Raw genomic sequence first — 24317 nt, 5'->3', positions numbered from 1 at the left:
CAGGCGCGGCTTAACGGGCCGCTGTCTGCTCTTGCCTGTAGCCGGACTCTTCCGGCGCCATTTCGCTCATTTGCTGTTCTTCCTGCTCCGCGTCCCAGTCATCCAGGTCGCGGAAGAAGGTGTAAGACAGCGTGATCGTGTGCATATCTTCGAACTCGGGATCCTCCAGAATCGCCGGATCGATATAAAAACTGACCCCCATCTCGACGGATTCACCAGCTTCCAACTTCTGCTCGTCAAAACAGAAGCATTGCACCTTGTGGAAATAGGGCCCTGCCTTAAAAGGCGTCACGTTATAGATCGCGGTCCCTACGGTCGGCCGCGAGGCTTGGTTCTCGGCATGATAGACGGTCAGGTTCGGCTCACCGATCCGCACCACCATCTCTCGCTGCTCGGGCTTGAATGACCAGGGCAGGCGCCGGTTCACGTCCGCGTTGAAGCGCACCCGGATGGTTTCGGCACTGGCCGCATCGGGCGCGCGCTCGGCCACCTGCGTGGTGCCGCCATAGCCTGTCACGCGACAGAAGAGATCGTAGAGCGGCACGGCGGCGAAAGTCAGGCCCACCATGCCCACCACAATGCTGCAAAGCACCAGCACGAGACGGCCATTGCGCCGATCGGTCTGTGAGGAGCGACGGTCGGACTCAGACATCTGCTTCACCCTCCCATACGGATCATGGTGACGAAGAAGACCAGCACGATGAAAGCGAGCAAGGCGAACAGCAGAGCAAGATTCTTGCGGCGCTTGGCATGATGCACATCGGAACTGCCCGGTCTGCGGCGGCGATCATTGGGATCCTTGAGCTCAGGCAAGACCAAGTCCCCCGATCAGACCTTCGCCGCGATCAACGATAAGCAGAGCAAAGAGGAGGAAAAGGTAGAGGATCGAGAAGGCGAAGAGCCGCTTCGCTGCCCGATCGGTATCCGCTCCGCTCGGCGCGCGCAGCACGGCCAGCGCACCGGCCAGGAAAAGCAGACCCAGAACAAGCGCGGTGGCACCGTACACGATCCCAGCGGTGCCCAGCAGCGCCGGCGCCGGCGCCAGGGGCAGCAGCACCAGGCTGTAGAGCAGGATCTGCCGCTTGGTGGCGCCCTCCCCGGCCACAACGGGCAGCATCGGCACGCCCGCGCGGGCATAGTCGCCGCTGCGATAGAGCGCCAGCGCCCAGAAGTGCGGCGGCGTCCAGAAGAAGATCAACGCGAAGAGCAGCAGCGACTCGATCGACACACTGCCGGTCACCGCGGCCCAGCCAATCATGGGCGGGAAAGCCCCAGCGGCACCACCGATGACGATGTTCTGCGGCGTGCGTCGCTTCAGCCACACGGTATAGACAAAAACGTAAAAGAGGTTCGCCAGCGCGAGCAGGCCCGCAGCGACCCAGTTCAGCGCCAAACCCATCACCATGACGGAGAAGAGCGACAGCACCACCCCAAAGGCCAGCGCTTCTTCGGGCGCGACGCGACCCTGCACGATGGGCCGGGCCCGCGTGCGAGACATGACGGCATCGATGTCGCGGTCGTACCACATGTTGATGGCGCCGGCTCCGCCGGCAGCCACCGCAATGCAGAGCACCGCGACGGCGGCCAAGAAGGGATGCAGGCTGCCCGGTGCGACCAGCAGGCCGGCCAGGCCCGAGAAGACCACCAGGGACATGACGCGCGGCTTGAGTAGTGCGACGAAATCACGCAACTGCTCTTGCGTCTCTGTGGCCCTGTCGAGGGTGGTGTCGCTCACGCCTGAAACTCCTGATCACGAACCCGTCTCGTCACCGCGCTTGGTGACGAAGGGCGGGCCCTGACCGAAAGGCTAGGGCCCGCCCGCTGTGTCACTGCGCGCCGATCACTTGATCTGCGGCAGCTTGTCGAAGGTGTGGAACGGCGGCGGAGAGGAAACGGTCCACTCCAGCGTCGTCGCGCCTTCGCCCCAATAATTGCTGGCCACCCGACGCCCCGAAGTGAGCACCCAGATCGTCATCCCGACGAAGAACAGCGTCGAAGCGAAGGACAGGTAGGCACCCAGGGAGGAAACCAAATTCCAGCCCGCGTAGGCGTCCGGGTAGTCGATGTAGCGACGCGGCATGCCCTGCAGACCCAAGAAGTGCTGCGGGAAGAAGGTCAGGTTCACGCCGATGAAGGTGGTCCAGAAATGGATCTTGCCTGCCCATTCGGGGTAGGTCCGACCGCTCATCTTGCCCATCCAGTAGTACATGGCACAGAAGATGGCGAAGACGGCACCCAGGCTAAGCACATAGTGGAAGTGGGCCACCACGTAGTAGGTGTCGTGCAGCGCGATATCGATGCCCGCATTGGCGAGCACCACACCGGTCACCCCGCCGATGGTGAAGAGGAAGATGAAGCCCATCGCCCAGAGTAGCGGCGTCTTGAACTGGATCGAACCGCCCCACATCGTCGCAATCCAGCTGAAGATCTTGATGCCCGTGGGCACAGCGATGATCAGGGTTGCGGCGGTGAAGTAGGCCCGGGTGTTCACGTCCAGTCCGACCGTGAACATGTGATGCGCCCAGACGATGAAGCCCACGGCACCGATGGCCACCATGGCATAGGCCATACCCAGGTAGCCGAAGACCGGCTTCTTCGAGAAAGTCGAGACCACATGGCTGACGATCCCGAAGGCTGGGAGGATCATGATGTAGACCTCGGGGTGACCGAAGAACCAGAAGAGATGCTGGTAGAGGATCGGGTCACCACCGCCCGCCGGATCGAAGAAAGCCGTTCCAAAGTTGCGGTCGGTCAGCAGCATGGTGATGGCACCGCCCAGCACCGGCAAGGCCAGCAGCAGGAGGAAGGCGGTCACCAGAAGCGCCCAGGCGAAGAGCGGCATCTTGTGCAGCGTCATGCCCGGCGCGCGCATGTTGAAAATCGTGGTGATGAAGTTGATGGCGCCAAGGATGGAAGAAGCGCCCGCCAGATGGAGCGAGAAGATCACCATGTCCACTCCAGGCCCAGGATGCCCCAAGCCGGAGGAGAGCGGCGGATAGACCGTCCAGCCAGTACCCACGCCCGGCCCCACGAAAGGCGAAGCGATCAGCAGCGCGAAGGCCGGCACCAACAGCCAGAAGGAGATATTGTTCATCCGCGGGAAGGCCATATCCGGCGCGCCAATCATCAACGGCACGAACCAGTTGCCAAAGCCGCCGATGAGCGCGGGCATGACCACGAAGAAGACCATGATGAGACCGTGCGCGGTGACGATGACGTTCCAGAAATGGCCGTCGGGATCGCCGGCGCTGGTCAGGAACTGAACGCCCGGATCCTGCAACTCCATGCGCATGATCACGGAGAATAGGCCGCCGATCAGACCCGCGATGACCGCGAAGATCAGATAGAGGGTCCCGATGTCCTTATGGTTCGTGGAGAAGAACCAGCGGGCGATGAAACCCGGCTTATGGTCGTGGTGGTCGTCGTGTGCGTGCGAGGCGGTCGCCATCGTCGTTTATCCTCCGGCGAAAATCACTGGGCCGCGCGGGCGTCGGCGAGCTGGGTCGCGCGCGCCGGGGCTGTAGCGGGGGCTTCTGCGTACTGCTCGGCCATCTCGTCGAGCCAGGCGTCATATTCGTCGCGCGGAACCGCGCGCACCTGGATCGGCATGTAGGCGTGACCGGTGCCGCAGAGTTCGGAGCACTGGCCGAAGTAGAGGCCCGGGGTGTTCACATTGAACCAGGTCTCGTTCAGGCGCCCCGGAACCGCGTCGATCTTCACGCCGAAAGCCGGCACGGCGAAGGCGTGCAGCACGTCGCCGGCGGTCACCACCACGCGGATGTTGGTGTCGGTCGGCACCACGATCTCCTGGTCCACGCCCAGCAGACGCGGCAGGCCGGCTTTGGCCGCTTCATCGTCGGTCAGCATGAAGGAGTCGAACTGGAAGGTGCCTTCCTCCGGGTGATCGTACTCGTAGTTCCAGTACCACTGCATCCCGGTCGCCTTGATGGTGATCTCGGACTCCGGCACGCGGTCCGACGCATAGAGCAACCGGAAGGAGGGCACGGCAATGATCACGAGGATCAGGACCGGGACGGTGGTCCAGACGATCTCGATCAGCGTGTTGTGCGTGGTCTTGGAGGGCGTCTTGTTGGCGTCCTCGCGGAATCGCAGGATCACAAAGACCAAGAGCGCCAGCACGAACAGCGTGATGGCGGTAATGATGATCAGCAGCAGATTGTGGAAATCATGCATCTGATCCTTGATCGGCGTGACCGACGGCTGGAAGCCCAGGCCCCAGTTCCGCGGCTCGCCGATAATCTCTTGAGCCAGGACCGGGGCGGCGCTCACCGCCGCTACGAGGGCGACCAAAGCGGCGCCCAGGCGTGACATCAGCCTCATCATCCTTTTCCCGTCTCTCCTTTGCCGGACAGGACACCCAACCGAGCCCTCTCGGCAGTGATCCCTTCCGACCGTTCGCTCCCCCTAGTGGGAACGGACGGCCCCCGCCTTTGTCGGCGCGCAACCTAGCCGAAGCGCCATGGCCCCTCAAGCGGCACGACGTCGCGCCTGACGCAATGCCAGCCGCCTAAAGCCTTCGCCGCAATTATAGCGCCAAGTGAGCCCCTGTGCCGGCTCATGCGACCTTGTGCCGCAGTGAGGCTGCGCGGCTGCTGCTCACTCCCTTACCCAGTGCGCCAGGCGCCGGCGGACCCGACGCATGCCAAGCCAGACCGCAGCCGCGACCAGGGGGATGGCCAGGCCCGGCGTCACCTCCACCGGCAGGGCGACGCCCAGGTCCTCGGCCGACTTGATGGCATAGGCAAGCAAACCGATGGCGTAGTAGGTGATGGCCGCCACTGACAGGCCTTCAACCGTTTCCTGCAGGGCAAGCTGCAGCCGTGCCCGCCGGTCCATGGAGCCGAGAAGATCGCGATTCTGGGCCTCCAGTTGCACGTCGACGCGGGTGCGCAGCAATTGGCCGGTGCGCGCCACCTGCCGGGACAGGCTTTCCAGCCGTTCGGCCACCGCTCGGCAGGTGCGCATTGCCGGGGAGAGGCGACGGTCCATGAATTCCCCGATGGTCTGCTGACCCTCGATGCGTTCCTCGCGCAGTTCGGCGATTCGACGCTCGACCAGCGCCTGGTAGGCCCGAGCGGCGCCGAAGCGATAGGCGGTGGCGGCTGCAATCTGTTCGGTCTCGGCCGCGATCAGGGTCAGGCGATCCAGCAACGCGCGCTCGCTGTCCACACCAGGCGGCGCGTCCTTATCGGGCAGCAGTGAATCGGAGGGTTTTGCCAAGGCCTGTGTCACCTCGGCCAGGCGCGACCCGATTCGCGTCAGCTCGCTGCCATGCTGGCGCGCCAGCGGCAGGGCCAGCAGGGCCATCATGCGATAGGTCTCGATCTCGAAGAGCCGCTGCGCCAGGCGGCCCGCCTGCCGGGCGCCCAGATGGCGGTCGAGCACCAGGACGCGCCCGAATCCGTCCTCGTTGATCGTGAAGTTCATCCAGACCTCGGCCGCACCGCCCGCAACCAGGGAGCCCGAAAAGGTGTCGCTGCCCAGCAGCACTCCCACGCCCTCGGGGTCGAGCTCCTGCTCGCCGGTCGGACGCAGTTCCAGATGAACCGCGGCCAACACCCGACCAGGCAGACGCTGCAGCCACTCATCCGGCACCTGCTCGATGGCGGTGCCTGCGAAGGGCGCTTGCGCAGCTTCGCCCCGCCATGCTGTCTGCGAGTCCCCGGCAACGAAGAAGCCGTAGGTGGAGAACTCGGTGTGCCGCTCCCAGCGCAGGCGGAAGCCGTCGAGCTCAACCAGGTGAAAATTGGCGTCCGGCCCCGGGGGTGACGCGCCACGCGCCTCACAAAAGGACGCCAGCAGGCTGCGCTCGGCCTCCACGCCGTCCTCGCCGGTGTAGAGCGCCAGATGGCTCGCCCGCTCCGGCGCCTGCAGGCGCATGTAGGGGCGGGCATGGACCTCGTCGGACAGCAGCTGGCGTTGCGGATGGTCCGGCACGGGCAGGATCTGGCGCATGGTCTCCCCCTTTTGGACGGCCCGACCGGCTGGGTGGTCGATAAAGCCGCCGCCAATCTCTATATCAGGGGCAAACCCGCCACGCATCGCCGGAGGCCACAGCCTGATGTCATTGCTCACCGAAACCGATTCGCTCTTCTTCTCCCGCAGCGGCCTGGAACGCAGCCGCCTGGAACGCCAGGTGGGCGAAGCCCTGCGCGGCGCCGACGACGGCGAGATCTTCCTGGAGTACCGCCAGTCGGAAGCACTGGGTTGGGACGACGGACGCCTGAAGAGCGCTTCCTTCGACACATCCCAGGGTTTCGGCCTGCGCTCGGTGGCCGGAGAGGCCGCCGGCTACGCCCATTCCAGCGAGTTGAGCGAAGAGGCGGTGGGCCGCGCCGCCGAGGCCGTGGCCGCGGTGCACCGGGGTCGCGGCGGCACCCTGGACCTGGCACCCGCCGGCACCAACGCGCGGCTCTACAGCGACGACAACCCCATCTCGGCGCTGCCCTTCGAGCAGAAGGTGAAGCTGCTGGAAGAGATCGACGCCTACGCCCGGGCGCGCGACCCGCGGGTGCGCCAGGTTTCGGTCTCGCTGGCGGGAAGCTGGCAGGCGGTGCAGATCATCCGCCCCGACGGGGAGCGACGGGCCGACATCCGGCCGCTGGTGCGCCTCAATGTCTCGGTGGTGATGGAAGAGAACGGCCGCATGGAAAGCGGCAGCCACGGCAGCGGCGGACGCTTCGCCTATGAGAGCCTGATCGAGCCCGCCCATTGGCAGGCCAGCGTTGCCGAGGCGATCCGCCAGGCCGAGGTGAATCTGGGCTCGGTCGACGCCCCCGCCGGCGAGATGCCGGTGCTCCTCGGCCCCGGCTGGCCCGGCATTCTGCTGCACGAAGCCATCGGCCACGGGCTGGAGGGCGACTTCAACCGCAAGAAGACAAGCGCCTTCGCCGGCCTCATGGGACAGCGCGTCGCCGCGCCCGGCGTCACGGTGGTGGACGACGGCACCATCGCCGACCGCCGCGGCTCGCTCACCGTGGACGACGAGGGCACGCCCAGTCAGCGCACCGTATTGATCGAGGATGGCATTCTCACGGGCTACATGCAGGACCGCCAGAACGCGCGCCTCATGGGCATGCAGCCCACCGGCAACGGCCGCCGGCAGTCCTATGCGCACATCCCCATGCCACGCATGACCAACACGGTGATGCTGGCCGGCGACCGCGAGCCCGAGGAACTGTTGCGCTCCATGAAGCGCGGGCTCTATGCCGTTAACTTCGGCGGCGGCCAGGTGGACATCACCAGCGGCAAGTTCACCTTCTCCTGCACCGAGGCCTACCTGGTGGAAGACGGCAAGATCGGTCCTGCGGTCAAGGGCGCCACCCTGATCGGCAACGGCCCCGACGTGCTGACCAAGGTCACCGGCATCGGCAACGACATGGCGCTCGACCCCGGCATCGGCACCTGCGGCAAGGACGGCCAGGGCGTCCCCGTGGGCGTCGGCCAGCCCAGCCTCCTGGTCAGCGCCATCACCGTGGGCGGCACGGCGGCCTGAGGCGGCTCAGCGGAAGGCGCAACTGGACTTTGTGCCTCCTGGTGAGCAGAGAACGATCCAACAATGAGATCTGCGCCATTTCCTACGCGGCAGCACACCCTTCTGCCATCTCCTTTGCACTGCGTGCATTTCCCGCCACCAGAGCCGATCCTCAGATTGGATTTGCGAATCCATCCGAACAGTGCTGCAAATTCAACTTACACAAGAAACAATTAAGTAATTATACTAATTGATCGCGGATAATTCGTGACACAAACTACACCGTAAGGTGGTCGGCACACACATCAGCGCACGGAACGCAAAGACAATTTGCTGCGCTTGCCAGTAAGTTTCGGCCAGACCAATTGCTTAACCCGATAGCGAACCAGAAAGCCGAGGAAACTATGAAAGTGAAGCGGACCATACTATTCTCTGCATCAGTTGTGATCATATCGACATTTACAGCTTGTGAGTCAACCATCACCGAATCCCCGAGTATATCCGTAGACGGGGAGCAGTACAGAGTTAGAACTGTGGAAGAATCAGACTACTTGGGAAATATTGGTGTAATACCTGAATCGTGGGAAGAGGTTTTTATACCTGGAATGGGCTGGGTTGACTGCCATGGGGACTGTGGTCGGATGGTTACGCAAGAATTAAGCGAAAGCTCACAGCCGACGACACGCACACCCACGTTTGAACCATCGCAAACACAGGGCGGCGGGCACTAGGCCCCGGACGCATAACCAGTAGTTGACCATGGCAACAACCTGGAGGGCGGCGAGGAAGTTGGTGGGCAGCCGGTTGTACCGCGTGGCAACCGGAAGAAAGTCCTTGAGCCTGTTGAACATCCGCTCAATGGCATTCCGGATTCGGTACAGATAGGGCGAGAAACAACCTTTCCAGCGGCGGTTGACCTTGGGCGGAATGTTGGGTGCTGCTCTCTTGGCGTCGATCTTGCAGCGCACGGCGTTGGTGTCGTAGCCCCTGTCGCTATGCACCAGATCGGCGTTCGTTACCTAGTCCAGCAGTTGCTCCGCAGCCGTGCAATCTGCAACCCGCCCACCGGTCAGGAGGAAGGCAACGGGGCGACAGGCGGTGTCGGCCCACCTGGTGGAGGACGGCAAGACCGGTCCCGCGGTCAAGGGCGCCACCCTGATCGGCAACGGCCCCGACGTGCTGACCAAGGTCACCGGCATCGGCAACGACATGGCGCTCGATCCCGGCATTAGCACCTGCGGCAAGGACGGCCAGGGCGTCCCCGTGGGCGTCGGCCAGCCCAGCCTCCTGGTCAGTGCCATCACCGTAGGGGGCACTGCGGCATAACTCTCCTACTCAGGCCGCCGCGACAGCCTCGATTTCGACCAGGAAGTCGGGGCTGGCGAGGCCGGCGACGATGAGCAGGGTGGAGGCGGGTTCGGCGTCGCCGATGAAGGAGTCGCGAACGTCGCGGAAAAGCTGCAGGTCTTCGCGCCGGGTCAGATAGACATTGAAGCGCACCAGATGCTCCCAGCCCATGCCGGCCGAGCGCAGCAGCGATTGGATGTTGGTGAAGACGGCGTGCATCTGGTCTTCCGCCCCTTGCGCCACGCTTCCGTCGGGCAGAGTGCCGACCTGGCCCGAGAGGTAGAGCCAGCGCCGGCCTTCGTCCACCTCCAGGGCCGGGGCATAGCGCGCGGTGGGCGATGAGGCGCCGGCGTGGCGCTTGTGCAGGGTCTTCGGCATGACGGTCTCCCCCCAAGAAAATGGACGGCGTGCTATTCCGCCGGCTGCTCGCCCGGCTTGGCCTGGCGACGCTCATCCGCCTCCAACGCCTCGAGATCCTGCGCCACGGCGTTGCGCGAGCGGGTGAAGCCCGCCAACAGATCATAGAGCACCGGCACGACGAAGAGCGTCAAGACCGAGGCGAAGAGCAGGCCGCCGATCACCACCACACCAATCGAGGCCCGGCTTTCGGCGCCGGCCCCCGTGGCCATCACCAGTGGCAAGGCACCAAAGACGGTGGAGATCGCGGTCATGAGGATGGGACGGAAGCGCAGCACCGAGCCTTCGACGATGGCCTCGCGCACGCTCATCCCTTCGTCGCGCAGCTGGTTCGCGAACTCGACGATCAGAATGCCGTTCTTGGCCAGCAGGCCAATCAGCAAGATCATGCCAATCTGGCTGTAGATGTTGAGCGAGATGCCGCTGAGCAGCAAAGCGCCCAGTGCTCCAGTGATGGCCAAGGGCACCACCAGCAGGATGATCAGCGGGTGGATCCAGCTTTCGAACTGCGCCGCCAGCACCAGGAAAACGATGAGCAGCGCGAGGGCAAAGGTGACATAGATCGCGCCGCTGGTTTCCATGAACTCCAGAGACTGGCCGAGATAGCCGAGCCGCGCCTCCGGCGGCAGTTCTTCCGCTGCCAGGTCCTGGATGAATGTCAGCGCCTGCCCCAGATCGTAGCCATCGGCCAGGGAGGCGGTGATGGTGATCGACGGCAGACGGTCGACGCGCGTCAGGCGCGGTGAGGCGCCGCGTTCCTCCACGGAGATCAGGCTCGACAACGGCACGAGTTGGTCGTCGGAGGCGCGCAGGAAGATGTTCTCCAGATCGGCCGGCGTGGCCCGGTCGGCCGGATCGGCCTGGACGATGACGTCATACTCACGCCCACGGTCGAGATAGCGGCCAACCACACGCGAAGCGATCATGGTCTCGATGGCGCGCGCCACCTCTTCGGAGTTTACACCCAGGTCGGCGGCGCGGCGCCGGTCGACCGAGACATCGAGTTGCGGCCTGTTCTCGTCATAGTCCGTGTCGACGTTGATCAGCCCCGGATTCTGTCCCGCCCGCTCAACCAGCCGGTCGGTCCAGCGCTTGATCTCGTCGTAGTCGGCGCCACTGACCACCACCTGCAAGGGCTGGCGGAAGCTGGACTGGCCCAGGCCCGGTGGATTGACCGCAAAGGCGCGAATGCCCGGCACATTGCCCAGCATGGGGAAGATCTGCTGGGTGACGTCCTGCTGGCGCACCTCCCGCTCCTCCCAGGGCACCAATCCAAGGATGGTGAAGGAGCGATTGCCGATGCCGCCAAAGCCCACAATGGTGAAGATGCGGTTGGCGAGCCCCTGTTCGCGGAACTGCTCGAGTTGCCGCTCAATGCCCTGGACGCTGCGATAGGTTTCTGCCGGCGTGGTGCCTTCGGCTGCGGTGCCGGGAATGATGATGACACCCCGGTCCTCGATGGGCGTCAACTCCTGGGGGAGGTAGAGAAAGAGCTGAACGGCAGCCAGCGCGGCCACGAAGGCCAGTGCCAATACCACGATCGGCAGCTTGAGCGAGACCTGCAACGCGCTGCGATAACCGGCGGCAAGGCCGTTCAGGAAGCGCTCGGAACCGCGCACGAACATGTTGCCGCCACTCGTGGGCCGCAACCACTTGGAGCAGAGCATGGGCGCAAGCGTGAGCGCAACCAGGCTGGAGAAGATCACGGCCGCAGCCATGACGAAGCCGAATTCGGTAAAGAGCCGGCCCACGTTGCCCTCCATGAAGGCGATGGGCACGAAGACGGCGATGAGGGTCAGAGTGGTTGCGATCACGGCGAAGGCCACCTGCCGGGCGCCGCGGTAGGCCGCCATCAAGGGCGGCTCACCCTCGTCGATACGCCGCTGGATGTTCTCCAACATCACGATGGCGTCATCCACCACCAGGCCCACGGCCAAGATCAGCGCCAGCAGCGTCAGCACGTTAATGGAGAAGCCCGCTGGCGCCATAATGATGAAAGCGCCGATGATGGACACCGGGATCGTGAAGGCCGGGATCGCCGTCGCGCGGATCGACCGCAGGAAGAGAAAGATGACGACGATCACCAGGGCGATCGCGATGCCCAATGAGATGATCACCTCCCGCACGGCGGCACGCACGAAAACCGATTCATCATAGCTGCGGGTGATGGAAACGCCGGGTGGAAGGTTCTCCTCGATCAGGTCCAGTTCGGCCTGCACCCGGTCCGAGACCTCGATGACGTTGGCGTTCGACTGGCGAATGACGCCAAGCCCCACGGCCCGCTGCCCGTCGGCACGCAAGATCGTACGCTCGCTTTCCACGCCGCGCTCCACCCGGGCCACCTCGCCCAGGCGCACTTGATAGTCCGGCGTGCGCGCCACCACGATCTCGGCGAACTCCTCGGCCGTGGCCAGCCGCGTCGAGGTGCGTACCGTCAGTTCCCGCGTCACCGATTCGATCCGCCCGGCGGGCAGTTCGAGGTTGTTTTCGCGCAGCGCGCTTTCGATGTCGCCGATGGTCAGATTGCGCGCAGCCATGGCCTCGCGGTCGAGCCAGATGCGCATGGCATAGCGCCGCTCACCACCGATGTTGATGCTGGCCACGCCCTCCAGCACCGACAGGCGATCCACCAGGTAGCGCCGGGCGTAGTCGGTCAATTCCGACGGCTCCATGCGCTCGCTGGTCAGCGAGAGCCACAGCATGGGACGCGCATCGGCGTCCGACTTGCGCACTATGGGCGCGTCGGCCTGGTCCGGCAGGCGGTTGAGAACCCGCCCGATGGCGTCGCGCACATCATTGGCCGCAACGTCGACGTCACGATTGAGGTTGAAGTTGATGGTGATGAAGCCGCGCCCATCGCGGCTTTCGGAGGTGATGTAGCGGATGCCTTCGACCGTGGCGATGGCGTCCTCGATGACCTCCACCACCTCGCTCTCGATCACCTGGGGCGAGGCGCCGGTGTACTCCACGCGGATCGAGACGATGGGCGGATCGATGTTGGGGTTCTCGCGAACCGCCAATTGCATAAAAGAAGCGATCCCCAACACGACGATCAGCAGGCTCAGCACCGTGGCCAGAACCGGTCGCTTGATCGAGACGTCGGAGAGAACCATTGCGCCCGGGCCTCAGACGCCGGCCGCCGCGCCGGGGGCCTGCTCATCCCCCTCGACGATGCTAACCTCCATGCCGTCGCCCAACCGCTGCAGGCCCAACACGGCCACGCTTTCGCCGGCCGCCAGACCGTCGCGTATCTCCACTTCGCCATGCAGCCGCTGGCCCATGGTGACCGCTCGCCGTTCCGCCCGCGCGTCAGCGATCACGAAGACGTAGCTCTCGCTGCCTTCATTGACCAGCGCCGCCTCAGGCACCAGGACGGCCTCATCGTTGGCGTCCACGGTAAGAGACACGCCCATGAACATGCCCGGCCGCAAACGCCGATCGGCATTCGCCAACTCGGCCTGAACCCGAAGCGACCGCGTCACACTGTCCACTCGGGTGTCGATCCGCGTCACCCGACCGGTGATTGCTTGTCCGGGAAAGGCGGAGCTGTTCGCCTCCACTGCCAAGCCCGGCACAAGGGCGGACAGGAAGCGCTCGGGGACCGAAAAATCCAATCGCAGGGAAGAAATGTCGTCGAGAGTCGTCACGCGTTGCTGCGGCTGGACGAAGGCGCCGCGGCTGATCTCGCGCAAACCCACTACGCCATCGAAGGGCGCCCTGATCTCCTTGTCGTCCAGCGCAGCCTGCAGGGCGGCCACCCGCGCGTCCGCCGCGGCCAGACCAGCCCGCAGTTCATCCACCCGCGCCTGGGCGACATTCTGGGACTGCAGCAGGCGATTGGCGCGTTGCAACTGACTGGCGACGTCATTGCGCAAGGCCTGGGCCTCGCGCAGTTGAGCAGATTCGCGCTCCTTGTCGATTTCGACCAGCAGCTGGTCCTCCTCGACCTGCTGGCCTTCCTCAAAGTGAATTGCGACAACCCGTCCGGCCACCGGCGCCACCACTTCCACCGCTTCGCGCGCCCGGGTCGTGCCCACGCTTTCCACCCGATGCACCACACGGCCACTGCGCGCTTCGGCAACCGCCACAGGCACCGCCGCCGAGCCCTCCGGGCGCGCCTCCTCGCGTGCCGCAGGCTCGCCCAGAGCTTGCCAGGTGGCATAGGCGCCGGCTGCGATCGCCAGAACGATCGCCAATTGCAAGAGAGTCCGCTTCATGATCACCTTATAGCATCGCCGCGTTGATACTACGCCGCGAAGAGCTCACTCCATCCCCAGAGATCGGGCCCTGGACGCGCAAAGCTGCGGCAGAAGGACTCCAATCTTTTCTATGTACTCGCCCGCCGGACAGATTACAGGACTACATGCTCACCCGGAACTGTACGTCCTGGACACAACCGGCTGGAAAAGCGCCTGCTTTCCCGGCACACTTGCCGAGCCGCAACCTACAGCAGACCGCCGGCAAGTGGAATAGAAAGCGCAATGCTTCAACGAGCGATTCTTTCAGCATTACTCACTTTGACCCTGGCAATGGCCACTCCGGCGCTTGCCGACCTGCCGCGGCCGCCGGGCCCGAAGCCGGCAGAGCTCGGACTGTCGCAGCCGGCAGCACTGAATGCGCTGCCCGAGGACCCTCTGCGCAATGGCGCACATAAGGAACCGCTGGCCGACTATGTCCTGGTGGACAAGACTGAACGTGTTCTCTCCCTCTTTGCCGAGGGCGAGGAGATCGCCCGCTTTCCCATCCAGCTTGGCAAGGAGCCAAAGGGTCACAAGCAACGCGAAGGGGACAACCGCACGCCGGAAGGAGTCTATCACATCGACTGGCGCAATCCTGAAAGCGCCTTTTTCCTTTCCCTGCGCATCTCCTATCCGAACAACCAGGACCGGGCCCGCGCCGAGGCCGAAGGGGTGAGTCCGGGCGGCATGATCATGCTGCACGGCATGCCCAATGACGTGGACTACCGCCGGGAGGTCTGGGACGAGGACAACTGGACAAACGGCTGCATCGCCCTGCGCGATCATCATATTGCCGAGGTCTGGGACCGGGTGGCAGTGGGCACGCCCATCGAGATTCGCCCCTGACAGCCCCCCCGGCACCAGAGCCTGTACGAACGGCACCCTGCATCGCACTGTAGTTTTTGACGCTGCCGCCATCGCTCTCTAACATCAACGCCCCACCGTCGTCTTGAGACGGCCAGGGCAACGATTAGGGGAGAGATGATGGGCGACAACAAGGCGCGGACTCTGGCACAGGATGCACTGGATTTTCACACGCAGGGCCGACCCGGCAAGCTGGAGATCACGCCTACCAAGCCGCTGACCACGCAGCGCGACCTCTCCCTCGCCTACTCCCCCGGTGTGGCCGAACCCTGCCTGCGGATCGCCGAAGACCCCGCCACCGCCTATGACTATACGGTCAAAGGCAACCTGGTCGCTGTCATCTCCAACGGCACCTCCGTACTGGGCCTGGGCAACCTGGGCGCGCTGGCCTCCAAGCCGGTGATGGAGGGCAAGTCTGTCCTCTTCAAGCGCTTCGCCGACGTGGATGGCATCGACCTCGAGGTCTCCACCGAAGACGTGGACGAGTTCGTCAACTGCGTGCGCTTTCTCGGCGCCTCCTTCGGCGGCATCAATCTCGAGGACATCAAGGCGCCGGAGTGCTTCATTATCGAGGAGCGGCTGAAGGAGCTGCTCGACATTCCGGTCTTTCACGATGACCAGCACGGCACGGCCATCATCGCTGCCGCCGGCATCATCAATGCGCTGCACCTAACGGGCCGCGACCTGGCCGATGCGCGCATGGTGGTCAATGGCGCCGGCTCCGCGGGCATCGCCTGCGCGGAACTGGTCAAGGCCATGGGCATGCGCCCGGAGAACGTGATCGTCTGCGACACCAAGGGCGTGATCTATCGTGGCCGCACCAGCGGCATGAACCAGTGGAAGTCGGCGCACGCGGTGGAAACCGAAGCGCGCAGCCTCGCCGATGCCCTAGACGGCGCGGACATCTTCTTCGGCCTCTCGGCCAAGGGTGCCATGACCCGCGAGATGGTGGCCTCCATGGCCGACAATCCCATCATCTTCGCCATGGCCAACCCCGATCCGGAAATCACGCCGGAGGAGGTGGCCGAGGTCCGCGACGATGCGATCATGGCCACCGGCCGCTCCGACTATCCCAATCAGGTCAACAACGTCCTGGGCTTCCCCTACATCTTCCGCGGTGCGCTGGACGTGCGCGCCTCGACCATCAACATGGAGATGAAGATCGCCGCCGCCGAGGCGTTGGCTGCGCTGGCGCGCGAGGATGTGCCGGACGAGGTGGACAAGGCCTATGCCGGGCGCCGCCTGCGCTACGGCCGGGAGTACATCATTCCTGCCCCCTTCGACCCGCGCCTCATCGTCGCCGTGCCCAAGGCCGTGGCCCAAGCTGCAGTGGACAGCGGGGTGGCGCGCAAGCCGATCGAGGACATGCGCGCCTACGAGCAGCAGCTTTCCGCCCGGCTCGACCCCACGGCGGCGAGCCTGCAGTCGATCTTCGAGAAGGTCCGGCGCTCGCCGCGGCGCATCGTGTTCGCCGAGGGCGAGGAGGAGAAAACCATCCGCGCGGCACTGGCCTATTACAATGCCGGGCTGGGCAAGCCGATCCTCATCGGCCGCGAGGAGCCGATCCGCGCGACCATGGAGGCGCTCGGCGTCTCCAGCGACTTTGCCGAGATCGCCAATGCGGCGATCGGCAACCACCGCGAACGCTATACCGAGTATCTCTACAACCGGCTGAACCGGAAGGGCTCGCTTTATCGTGATTGCGTGCGCATGGTGAACCAGAACCGCAACATCTTCGCCGCCTGCATGGTCGCCTGTGGCGAGGCCGACGCCCTGGTCACCGGCCTGACGCGGAACTTCAACGTCGCCTACGAGGACGTGACCCGCGCCATCGACGCCAAGCCGGGCCGGCAGGTCTTCGGCCTCAACATGCTGTTGCACCGTGGCGGCACGCTCTTTATCGCCGACACCCAGATCCATGAGCTGCCCTCAGCGGAGATGATCGCCGACATCGCCGAGCAGGCGGCGGAGTTCGCCCGCGGGATGGGGCACGAGCCGCGGGTGGCGCTGCTCTCCTTCTCCAGCTTCGGCAACCCGCCGCGCGAGCGGGCGATGCGGGTGCGCGAGGCCATCGCCGTGCTCGATTCCCGCGCGCCGGACTTCGAGTACGACGGCGAGATGCAGGCCGGCGTGGCCCTGAACCACGCGCTGATGCAGGAGCTCTATCCCTTCTGTCGTCTCTCGGGTCCCGCCAACGTGCTGGTAATGCCGGCGCTCCACGCCGCCAACATCTCCACCCAGATGATGCAGGAGCTAGGCGCTGGGACCATGATCGGGCCGCTGCTGAACGGCCTTGCCTGCCCGGCCCAGATCGTGGGACTCGGATCGACGGTCGGCGACTTGGTCAATGCCGCCGCCTTGGCCGGCTACGGCGCGCTCTCCGACCGTCTCGGCTGAGCATCGACCGCGGCCGCTTACCCCCAAAGCCTGCGCGGTTGACAGGCACCGCTTGCCTGCCTTCCATGGCGGGGAAATTTGCGGCGGGAAAGGCACGACGGTATGAAGGTTATCGGGCTGGCGGGATGGAGCGGAGCGGGCAAGACCACCCTGGTCTGCAAGCTGATCCCGGCATTGCGTCAGCGAGGTATATCGGTCTCCACGATTAAGCACGCTCACCATGCCTTCGACGTGGACAAGCCCGGTAAGGATTCCTACGAGCATCGCGCCGCCGGTGCCACGGAGGTGCTGGTCTCCTCGGGCAAGCGCTGGGCGCTGATGCATGAGTTGCGCGAGGAGGCCGAGCCGACGGTGGACGAGCTGCTGGCACACCTCAGCCCGGTGGACCTCGCGATCATCGAGGGCTTCAAGCGCGAGGCGCACGACAAGATCGAGGTCTGGCGCCGCTCGGTCGACAAGCCGCTGCTGGCCGGTGAGGATCCGCAGGTGGTGGCGATTTGCAGCGACGGGCCGGTCCCGGAAGCGGCCGCCCTGCCCGGCGGCACGCGCCCGGTGCTAGACCTGAATGACGTGGAGGCCATCGCCGATTTTATCCTCGCCCACTGCGGGCTGGCGGCGAAGTTGACTCAGCGGGAAGAGGCCTGAGCATGGCCCAGCTGAGCGACGACTGCTTTGCCCACGGCGGACCGCTGATGCCCTGCGAGGACGCGCTGGCGCTGCTGCGCGAACGGCTGGTGCGCGTGACTGAGGACGAGTCCCTGCCGCTGGCTCAAGCCTTGGGGCGGGTGCTGACCGAAGACGTCATCGCGTCCGCCGACGTGCCGCCGCATGCGAACTCGGCCGTGGATGGCTACGCGGTCTACTTCGACGATCTGAACCGGAACAGCGAGACCCGCCTGCCGCTATCCGGACGGCTGGCCGCGGGGCAGGCGCTGCCCGAGGCGCAGCAGCCGGGCACCGCCGTGCGCATCTTCACCGGCGCGCCCCTGCCCCAGGGCGCTGACACGGTGATGATGCAGGAGGACTGCCGCGAAGAGGCGGGCACCGTGGTTATCGCGCCCGGCATCAAGCGCGGGTCCAACTGCCGCAGTGCCGGCGAGGACGTCGCCAAGGGAAGCCGCGTGCTCGCTGCTGGTCGCCGTCTGCGCGCCCCGGATCTGGGCCAGGCGGCGGCCGTGGGTCGGCGCAGCCTGCAGGTCTCGCGCCCGTTGCGCGTGGCGCTCTTTTCCACCGGCGACGAACTGCGCGAGCCGGGCGAAATCCTGGTGCCGGGCGCGATCCACGATTCCAACCGCTATACCTTGATTGGCCTGCTGCAGGGACTGGGCTGCGCGGTATCCGATCTCGGCATCCTGCCGGACCGGCGCGACCACATCACGGGCGCACTGAAGGAGGCGACTCAAAGTCACGATCTGCTCATCACCTCCGGCGGCGTGTCCACAGGCGACGAGGATCACGTCAAGCAAGCGGTGGAAGCGCTGGGGCAGCTGCATGCCTGGCGGCTCGCGATCAAGCCCGGGCGCCCCATCGCGCTTGGACAGTTGGGCCGCGTGCCCTTCATCGGCCTGCCCGGCAATCCCGCGGCCGTGGTCGTGACCTTCACCATGCTGGTGCGGCCACTGCTCCTGCTGCTCATGGGCGGCGAAGCGGAAGCACCCCTGCGCTTTCCCGTGGCCGCCGGCTTCGACTACAAGAAGAAGCCTGACCGACGCGAATGGGTGCGTGCCTCCCTGCGCCGCGAGGCTGACGGTCGGCTGACGGCCACGAAGTTTCCCCGGGACGGCGCGGGCATCCTCAGCTCCCTGGTGGAAAGCGATGGGCTGATCGAGCTGCCGGAAAGCCTCACCCGCCTGGAAGCCGGCGCGATGGTCGACTTCCTGCCTTTCAGTGAACTCTTCGGATGAGTGGGAGGGTAAAGTGCGTCTGCTCTATTTTGCCTGGTTGAAACAGAAGACCGGCGTCACCGAGGAAGAGGTCGAGCTTCCCGGCGAGGTGACCAAGGTCAGCGAACTGCTGGACTGGTTGGCCGGACGCGGCGAGGGCTACGCCGAGGCGCTGGCCAACCGCAAGACCATCCGCGTTGCGGTCAATCAGGAGTACGCCCGGGCGGACGATCCGGTGAAGGATGGCGACGAGGTGGCGCTTTTCCCACCGGTCACCGGAGGCTGAAGCCATGGCCGTACGCGTACAGCGCGAGGACTTTGACCCCGGCGCAGAGATCGCGGCTCTGACTGCCGGGAACACCGCCGTGGGCGGCCTGGCCGTCTTCGTCGGTCTCGTGCGCGAAATGGCGGAGAACCGCCAGCTCTCGGCGATGACGCTCGAACACTATCCCGGCATGACCGAAAAGATGCTGGAGCGTATCGAGGCGGAAGCGAAGGAGCGCTGGCCCTTGGAGGCCAGCCTGATCATCCATCGCCACGGCCGGCTTGAGCCGGGCGAGCGCATCGTTTTGGTCGCGGCCGCCAGCCCGCACCGCGACGCCGCCTTCGATGCCTGCCGCTTCCTGATCGACTGGCTCAAGACCCAAGCGCCCTTCTGGAAGCTGGAAGAGGACAGCAAGGGCACCGGCACCTGGGTGGAGGCCCGCGAGAGTGACGAGGAAGCAGCCGGCCGCTGGCAATGAAGCGCGGATCCTGCTGCCTTTCGGCCTTGCGTCCCAGCCCCTGTCGCTTATAGCTGAGTCTCGTTTCAGTAGACATCACAGCGCTGGGAGCAATCAGTGAAAGTGAGCCGGGTAATCGGGGTGGCTGCAGCATGCTGCCTGTTGGCGGGCTGCTTCGAGGCGGACCAGGACCTGACCGTGGATGAGGATGGCTCCGCCACATTCCGCACACGCATCGCAATGGAAGCCAGCGTGGTGCAGATGTCCGAAGATGATGGAGACTTCTGCTCACCCGAGGAGGTTCCAGCGGTAGACGGCGTTTCGGTTGAGCAGGAGAGCTTTGCCGAAGGCAGCATGGAGGTCTGCACCGTCACGGCTTCGGGCCCGATTGACCGCCTTGCGGAGTGGATCGAACTGGATCAGGGCCCGACCGGGGCCGACGGCGAGATGGGAGAGGCGCCGACGATCGCGCTCCGGCGCGAGGACAGCGACTACGTCTTCTCCGTGCACTTCGAAAGCAGCCCGATGGAAGCCGGCGCCGATGATCCGATGATGGAAGAGATGAAGCCGATGATGGTGGCTGCCTTTGCCGGACGATCGCTGGACTGGTCCGTCTCTGCGCCGGAGATCCTCGAGACGAACGGGCAGCTTTCGGAAGACGGCAAGACAGCCAGCTACTCTGTACCGATGGCCAGCCTCCTGGATGAAGGCTTCAAGGACCGCCTGTTTGAAGTGCGTTTTGCCCTGGACTCCCCAGGCCTGCTCAAACGGCTGTTGGGCAATTAACAGGGATCGCCCTCAAGCGGAATCGTCTCTCGGCTCGGCCTAAAGAGTCAGCACCATGGCGCAGCGGTGTCCGGCTTGCGCTTCACGCTCCAGAATAGCCTTCAGCCGTGGGTTCAGGGCGTCAGCCTCACGCACCCTGAACCCCAGGCGTTCATAGTATGGTGCGTTCCACGGCACTTGCCGGAATGTCGTCAAGGTGAGCGCTGCAAGGCCGCGTTGGCGCGCGCGGCGCTTTGCCGCCTCGATAAGCCGCCGCCCGATCCCTCGCCGCTGGTAGTCATGGTGGACGGCCACCTGCCATAGGTGCAGGGCATCCGCGGCGAACTCCCCGTTCACAAATCCGACGACACCGCGCCCTGGCATCTCGGCGACCAGGGCGACACCTGAGGCAATCAAATCATGGTGCTGTTGGGTCGATTGAACAGCGTCGTCGGCAATCCACTCCAGTCCCGGCCATTCGCGAAAGATCGCCCCGGAACTGCGCTCGACGTCCGGCAAAGCAGCGGCGTCCCTATGCTCCGCTGGCCTGATATCGATCATGGTACCAAGATTCCGCTCGGCGGCGTGCGGTACGGGATGCACCCCAGGAGACAGCCATTGCTCATTCTGCGGCGCAACGTGATGCCAGGCCTTGCTGTCGCGCCGCTACTCGCGCGAGGGTGAACCTGCCTCACGCCTGAAGCTCCAAACCGACGCGGGCGGAAAATTCAGGGGCACGAAGCGCTCACGCCGGGCGACGAGGCCGGCCCTTTGCAGCAGCGAACGCCGGGCCGGCGCCACCGGACCATAGGTGAACTGCAAAAAGGGCGCCCCGGGTTCCAGCAGCTCCGCTGCCTGATTGAGCAACAACCCCTGCTCATCGGCCGGAATCGCCACAAGCGGGATGCCGGAGACGATGGCTGACACGCGTTGGATGCCCCGCGCCCGCAGCAGAGAGCCCAGGTGCAGGGCATCATCGGTCAGGATCTCAACGCCTTCGGGCAGGTCTTTGGCCAAGAGCTCTGCCAACTGCGGTTCCCGCTCGATCGCCAGCAGGCGGTCGGGGCGCAGGCCGCGCTTGAGCAGCGCGCGGGTGACCACACCGGTACCCGGCCCCAGTTCCACGACCCAGGCCTCGGGATCATCCAGCGGCACCGGCGCAGCCAGCGCCCGCGCCAGGGCATGGCTGCTCGGAACGACCGATGCGATGGACAGGGGGTGCTCGAGCCAGAGCTGAAAGAAAAGGCTGTTCGGATTTGCCATGAACTCGCCGGCGCTCCCTGCGCAGTCAGCTATCTCAAATAGTCGGCGTTGCTATAACTTCAAAGATCTAGAGCAGATTCACGCATCAAATCGACTCACGTCGTGCACCCGCTTAACGCGATCTGCTCGCGCGCGCCAGGTCCGAGCATCAAGGCTGCGGAGACCCGAGCAAGCGGAACAGAATCAAGCCGGTATCCACAAACGCGCTCGTAGACCGCCCCCGGGCGCGTCATTTAGAGACAGTTCTCCCCCTTGTCCACGTATCATATCACGCGCAATGGTCAATCCTAGCCCGGTGCCGCCGGTATCAAAGTTCCGTGAACGCTCCAGGCGGACAAAGGGCCGGAAGACCGCCTCGCGCTGTTCTTCAGGAATACCGGGCCCGTCGTCGTCAATGAGAATCTCGATGCCCTTGTTCCGTCGATGCGCAGTGACGCCGACACGTTCGCCATAGCGCGCGGCATTGGCCAGCAGGTTGGCAAGCGCCCGATGCAGGGCCTCAGGCCGCACCACCGAGACCAGCGCGCTCTCCAGGTGGAGGTCGACGCCCGCCCCGGCCCGCCGCGCCTCGGCCACGCAGTCGCGCAGTAGCTCCGCCACGTCAATCTCGCGTGCCAGCTCGCTGCCCTCGCCTCGGGCGAAGGCAAGGTAGCCTTCGACCATGCGCTCCATCTGCGTGATGTCGGCCTGCAGGCTGTCGATTTCCGGCGACGGGGGCAGCATCGCCAGTTCCAGCTTCATGCGGGTCAGCGGCGTGCGCAGGTCGTGACTGACGCCGGCCAGCATCTCCGTGCGCTGTTGCACCTGACGGCGCAGCCGGTCGCGCATCACCAGAAAGGCGCGCCCCGCCCGCCGCACCTCGGACGCCCCGGCCGGCCGGAAGTCGCCCACGTCCTGGCCGCGGCCGAAGGCGTCCGCCGCCTTCGCCAGACGACGAATCGGACGAACCTGGTTGCGCATGAAGATCGTGGCAATGGCCGAGAGCACCAGGGAACTGCCGAACATCCACCAGAGGAAGATGTAGATCGTCGAACTGAACAGCCGGCTGCGGTCCACCATGACCCGCAGCACGCCCCTGTCCTCCAGATCGACGCGAACCTCGACATGGTCTGAATAGCTGTGCGTGTCGATGGAGAACTCATGCCAGAGCTGCTCGCGCAGCGCCCGCCCCAACCGGTCGTGAATCAGCGATGGCCAGAAGGGAGGTTCATACTCCTCGATGCTGCCAGGTGGCAGCAAGCCGATGGAGATTGACAGGTGGTCGCGAGCGAGACCGATGATCTGGTCGCGCGTGACCGGCATCTCCTCTGCCTCCAGCACGGCCGAAACTGCGGCAATCTCGCCCGCCACCGCCTGGCTGAGCCGGCGGGTGATGTTCTCATAGTGCCGATCATAGAAGGCCCAGGTGGAGATGCCCTGCAGGATGACCAGGGGCAGGATGATAATGAGCAGCGAGCGCGCCAGCAGGGTCTGGGGCACTAGGCGCTTCAGCCGCAGTCGCCGCCGGCGCCGCAGGCGGGCCTCGGGCGAAGGAGCATAGCGCTCATCCGAAGCCTGGCGCTCTTCCTCACTCGGCGAAACGGCCTCTGCCACCGCGAGACTCCTCAGTCAGGCTCAAGCACGTAACCCGTGCCGCGCACGGTTAGGAGATAACGCGGCATCTTGGGATCGCGCTCGATCTTGCGGCGCAGGCGCGTCATCTGCACGTCGATGCTGCGCTGATTGCCTATGTCCGGACTGACCGCCGCCAGGTCCTCTCGGGCCACTGGCACGCCGGGATTGCGCGCCAGTGCACTAAGCAACTGCGCTTCAACTGCGGTCAGATGCACCAAAGCCTCGCCACGCCGCAGCTCCGTGCGCGCGAGGTCGAAGACAAACTCGCCGAAGAAGACGCGCTGGTTGCCAGGCTCGCCTGCACCGGCGGCGGCGCGGCGCAGGATGGCCTGGATGCGCAGGATCAGCTCGCGCGGCTCGAAGGGTTTGGCCAGATAGTCGTCGGCGCCGCTCTCCAGCCCGGCGATGCGGCTGTCCACCTCGTCCATGGCAGTCAGCAGCAGCACCGGCGCCCGGCGCTCCTGCCGCAGCCAGCGCGTCAGCTCCAGCCCGTCCTCGCCGGGCATCATGATATCCAGGACGATGAGATCGAACTCCACTCCGGCCAGCGTGCGCCGCGCTTCGGCGGCATCCCCCGCCGTGGTGACCCGCAGCCCCTGGTCGGTGAGAAAACGCTTCAACAGCTCGCGCAGGCGCGTGTCATCATCCACGACCAGGATATGCGGCCGTTCCTCGCCCGGCTGCAGCGCCGTCAAACCCAATGCCCTTCCATCACGCCCCGCTCCGTCATCGCTTGGCTCCGCCCGCCGTCTCCCGCTCCAGGAAACGCTTGCGGTCCTCCTCGTTGATCAAGCCGAGCAGCACGGTGCGGAAGCCTTCGACCGCCTCGGCCCCGGCGGCCCGATAGGCGCGCGCCACCATCTCCATCTGGGCGGCGCTCAACTGCCGTTCCAGGGCCCGCCCCTTCTCGGTCAGCTCCAGCAGGCGCTGACGCCGGTCCCGCTCACCCGGAGTTTGGCGCACATAGCCTTCCTCCACCAGCTGGCCGAGGACGCGCGACAAGCTCTGCTTGGTGATCTTGAGGATCCCCAGCAACTGGGTCACCGCCATCCCCGGATGACGGCCCACAAAGTAGATCACGCGGTGATGCGCCCGCCCGAAGGCCTTATCAGCCAGGATGCGGTCCGCCTCCCCGGTGAAATCGCGGTAGGAGAAGAAGAGCAGCTCGATGCCCTGACGCAGTTCCTCCTCGCGCAGGAAGAGCGGATTCACCTGGGCTTTTATGTCAGTCATGTTGACTTAGTTCACTAAGGTTGTTACAGATGATCGCAGCGGACGGTCAGAATGTAACAAAGTCAGCGATTCCCTGGTA

General features: G+C 65.1%; 22 protein-coding genes and 2 pseudogenes. 9 read left to right on the top strand and 15 right to left on the bottom strand.

Annotation, left to right across the window (positions count from 1 at the left end; genetic code table 11):
* Positions 1-10 precede the first annotated feature (10 nt).
* The 6 genes from P2G67_RS08095 to P2G67_RS08070 all read right to left on the bottom strand — a co-directional run bounded on the left by P2G67_RS08095 (position 11) and on the right by P2G67_RS08070 (position 5976).
* Positions 11-652: a cytochrome c oxidase assembly protein gene (locus tag P2G67_RS08095; RefSeq protein WP_275821856.1), complete on the bottom strand. Its 642-nt coding sequence runs from the start codon at positions 650-652 to the stop codon at positions 11-13.
* Between the two features lie 5 nt (positions 653-657).
* Positions 658-813, bottom strand: a complete 156-nt coding sequence (locus P2G67_RS08090) for a cytochrome c oxidase system small membrane protein (RefSeq protein ID WP_275821855.1) — start codon at positions 811-813, stop codon at positions 658-660.
* Entirely contained in the window at positions 806-1735 is a 930-nt protein-coding gene (locus P2G67_RS08085; protein WP_275821853.1) for a heme o synthase, read from the bottom strand. Before P2G67_RS08085 ends, P2G67_RS08090 begins: the two co-directional genes overlap by 8 nt.
* A 105-nt stretch (positions 1736-1840) precedes the next feature.
* Complete coding sequence (gene ctaD, locus P2G67_RS08080; protein ID WP_275821851.1) at positions 1841-3448, bottom strand: cytochrome c oxidase subunit I; 1608 nt, start codon at positions 3446-3448, stop codon at positions 1841-1843.
* 23 nt (positions 3449-3471) lie between these two features.
* On the bottom strand, positions 3472-4332 hold the full coding sequence (gene coxB / locus P2G67_RS08075) for a cytochrome c oxidase subunit II (protein WP_275821849.1): 861 nt from the start codon (positions 4330-4332) through the stop codon (positions 3472-3474).
* Positions 4333-4617: 285 nt separating this feature from the next.
* Entirely contained in the window at positions 4618-5976 is a 1359-nt protein-coding gene (locus P2G67_RS08070) for a DUF3422 family protein (RefSeq protein WP_275821847.1), read from the bottom strand.
* A gap of 106 nt (positions 5977-6082) precedes the next feature.
* Between P2G67_RS08070 and tldD the strand changes: the two genes are divergently transcribed.
* The gene (gene tldD, locus P2G67_RS08065; RefSeq protein WP_275821845.1) at positions 6083-7516 is read left to right on the top strand and encodes a metalloprotease TldD; all 1434 of its coding nucleotides are present in this window, start codon (positions 6083-6085) and stop codon (positions 7514-7516) included.
* 722 nt (positions 7517-8238) lie between these two features.
* On the opposite strand, the pseudogene P2G67_RS08060 reads toward tldD, so the two are convergent.
* Positions 8239-8598 (bottom strand): annotated as a pseudogene (locus tag P2G67_RS08060) (transposase); the annotation flags it as partial.
* Between P2G67_RS08060 and P2G67_RS08055 the strand changes: the two are divergent.
* A pseudogene (locus tag P2G67_RS08055) lies at positions 8591-8821 on the top strand (metallopeptidase TldD-related protein); the annotation flags it as partial. The pseudogenes P2G67_RS08060 and P2G67_RS08055 sit on opposite strands and share 8 nt — an antisense overlap.
* A gap of 9 nt (positions 8822-8830) precedes the next feature.
* Here P2G67_RS08055 and P2G67_RS08050 read toward each other — a convergent pair.
* Genes P2G67_RS08050 through P2G67_RS08040 form a run of 3 tightly spaced genes read right to left on the bottom strand, consistent with a single transcriptional unit; the run spans position 8831 to position 13476 of the window.
* Positions 8831-9220: a RidA family protein gene (locus P2G67_RS08050; protein ID WP_275821843.1), complete on the bottom strand. Its 390-nt coding sequence runs from the start codon at positions 9218-9220 to the stop codon at positions 8831-8833.
* A gap of 32 nt (positions 9221-9252) precedes the next feature.
* Positions 9253-12372: an efflux RND transporter permease subunit gene (locus tag P2G67_RS08045; RefSeq protein WP_275821841.1), complete on the bottom strand. Its 3120-nt coding sequence runs from the start codon at positions 12370-12372 to the stop codon at positions 9253-9255.
* 12 nt (positions 12373-12384) lie between these two features.
* Positions 12385-13476, bottom strand: a complete 1092-nt coding sequence (locus tag P2G67_RS08040) for an efflux RND transporter periplasmic adaptor subunit (protein WP_275821839.1) — start codon at positions 13474-13476, stop codon at positions 12385-12387.
* 264 nt (positions 13477-13740) lie between these two features.
* On the opposite strand from P2G67_RS08040, the gene P2G67_RS08035 reads away from it, so the two are divergent.
* The 7 genes from P2G67_RS08035 to P2G67_RS08005 all read left to right on the top strand — a co-directional run bounded on the left by P2G67_RS08035 (position 13741) and on the right by P2G67_RS08005 (position 20149).
* Positions 13741-14343: a L,D-transpeptidase family protein gene (locus tag P2G67_RS08035; RefSeq protein ID WP_275821837.1), complete on the top strand. Its 603-nt coding sequence runs from the start codon at positions 13741-13743 to the stop codon at positions 14341-14343.
* A 138-nt stretch (positions 14344-14481) separates the two neighbouring features.
* Positions 14482-16758 (top strand): NADP-dependent malic enzyme, encoded by a 2277-nt coding sequence (locus P2G67_RS08030; protein ID WP_322099664.1) that lies wholly within the window; start codon positions 14482-14484, stop codon positions 16756-16758.
* 102 nt (positions 16759-16860) lie between these two features.
* Complete coding sequence (gene mobB / locus P2G67_RS08025; protein ID WP_275821833.1) at positions 16861-17403, top strand: molybdopterin-guanine dinucleotide biosynthesis protein B; 543 nt, start codon at positions 16861-16863, stop codon at positions 17401-17403.
* A 2-nt stretch (positions 17404-17405) separates the two neighbouring features.
* Positions 17406-18662 carry a molybdopterin molybdotransferase MoeA gene (locus P2G67_RS08020; RefSeq protein ID WP_275821831.1) on the top strand — a complete coding sequence of 419 codons (1257 nt, stop codon included), beginning with the start codon at positions 17406-17408 and terminating at the stop codon, positions 18660-18662.
* 13 nt (positions 18663-18675) lie between these two features.
* A complete protein-coding gene (gene moaD / locus P2G67_RS08015; RefSeq protein WP_275821829.1) occupies positions 18676-18927 on the top strand; it encodes a molybdopterin converting factor subunit 1 in 252 nt (83 codons plus the stop codon).
* A 4-nt stretch (positions 18928-18931) separates the two neighbouring features.
* Positions 18932-19384, top strand: a complete 453-nt coding sequence (locus P2G67_RS08010) for a molybdenum cofactor biosynthesis protein MoaE (RefSeq protein WP_275821827.1) — start codon at positions 18932-18934, stop codon at positions 19382-19384.
* Between the two features lie 96 nt (positions 19385-19480).
* Positions 19481-20149 (top strand): hypothetical protein, encoded by a 669-nt coding sequence (locus tag P2G67_RS08005; RefSeq protein ID WP_275821825.1) that lies wholly within the window; start codon positions 19481-19483, stop codon positions 20147-20149.
* Positions 20150-20188: 39 nt separating this feature from the next.
* On the opposite strand, the gene P2G67_RS08000 is transcribed toward P2G67_RS08005, so the two are convergent.
* The 5 genes from P2G67_RS08000 to P2G67_RS07980 form a co-directional block, all read right to left on the bottom strand.
* Positions 20189-20647: a GNAT family N-acetyltransferase gene (locus P2G67_RS08000; protein WP_275821823.1), complete on the bottom strand. Its 459-nt coding sequence runs from the start codon at positions 20645-20647 to the stop codon at positions 20189-20191.
* A 147-nt stretch (positions 20648-20794) separates the two neighbouring features.
* Positions 20795-21391: a class I SAM-dependent methyltransferase gene (locus P2G67_RS07995; protein WP_275821821.1), complete on the bottom strand. Its 597-nt coding sequence runs from the start codon at positions 21389-21391 to the stop codon at positions 20795-20797.
* 183 nt (positions 21392-21574) lie between these two features.
* Positions 21575-22984: an ATP-binding protein gene (locus tag P2G67_RS07990; RefSeq protein WP_275821819.1), complete on the bottom strand. Its 1410-nt coding sequence runs from the start codon at positions 22982-22984 to the stop codon at positions 21575-21577.
* An 11-nt stretch (positions 22985-22995) separates the two neighbouring features.
* Entirely contained in the window at positions 22996-23706 is a 711-nt protein-coding gene (locus P2G67_RS07985) for a response regulator (protein ID WP_437124250.1), read from the bottom strand.
* A gap of 25 nt (positions 23707-23731) precedes the next feature.
* Positions 23732-24238: a MarR family winged helix-turn-helix transcriptional regulator gene (locus P2G67_RS07980; protein WP_275821816.1), complete on the bottom strand. Its 507-nt coding sequence runs from the start codon at positions 24236-24238 to the stop codon at positions 23732-23734.
* Positions 24239-24317: the final 79 nt, after the last annotated feature.

Source organism: Aquibaculum arenosum, assembly GCF_029222965.1.
In the GTDB taxonomy this organism is placed as follows: domain Bacteria; phylum Pseudomonadota; class Alphaproteobacteria; order Kiloniellales; family DSM-21159; genus Aquibaculum; species Aquibaculum arenosum.
This window is presented reverse-complemented; position numbering and strand designations above follow the sequence as displayed.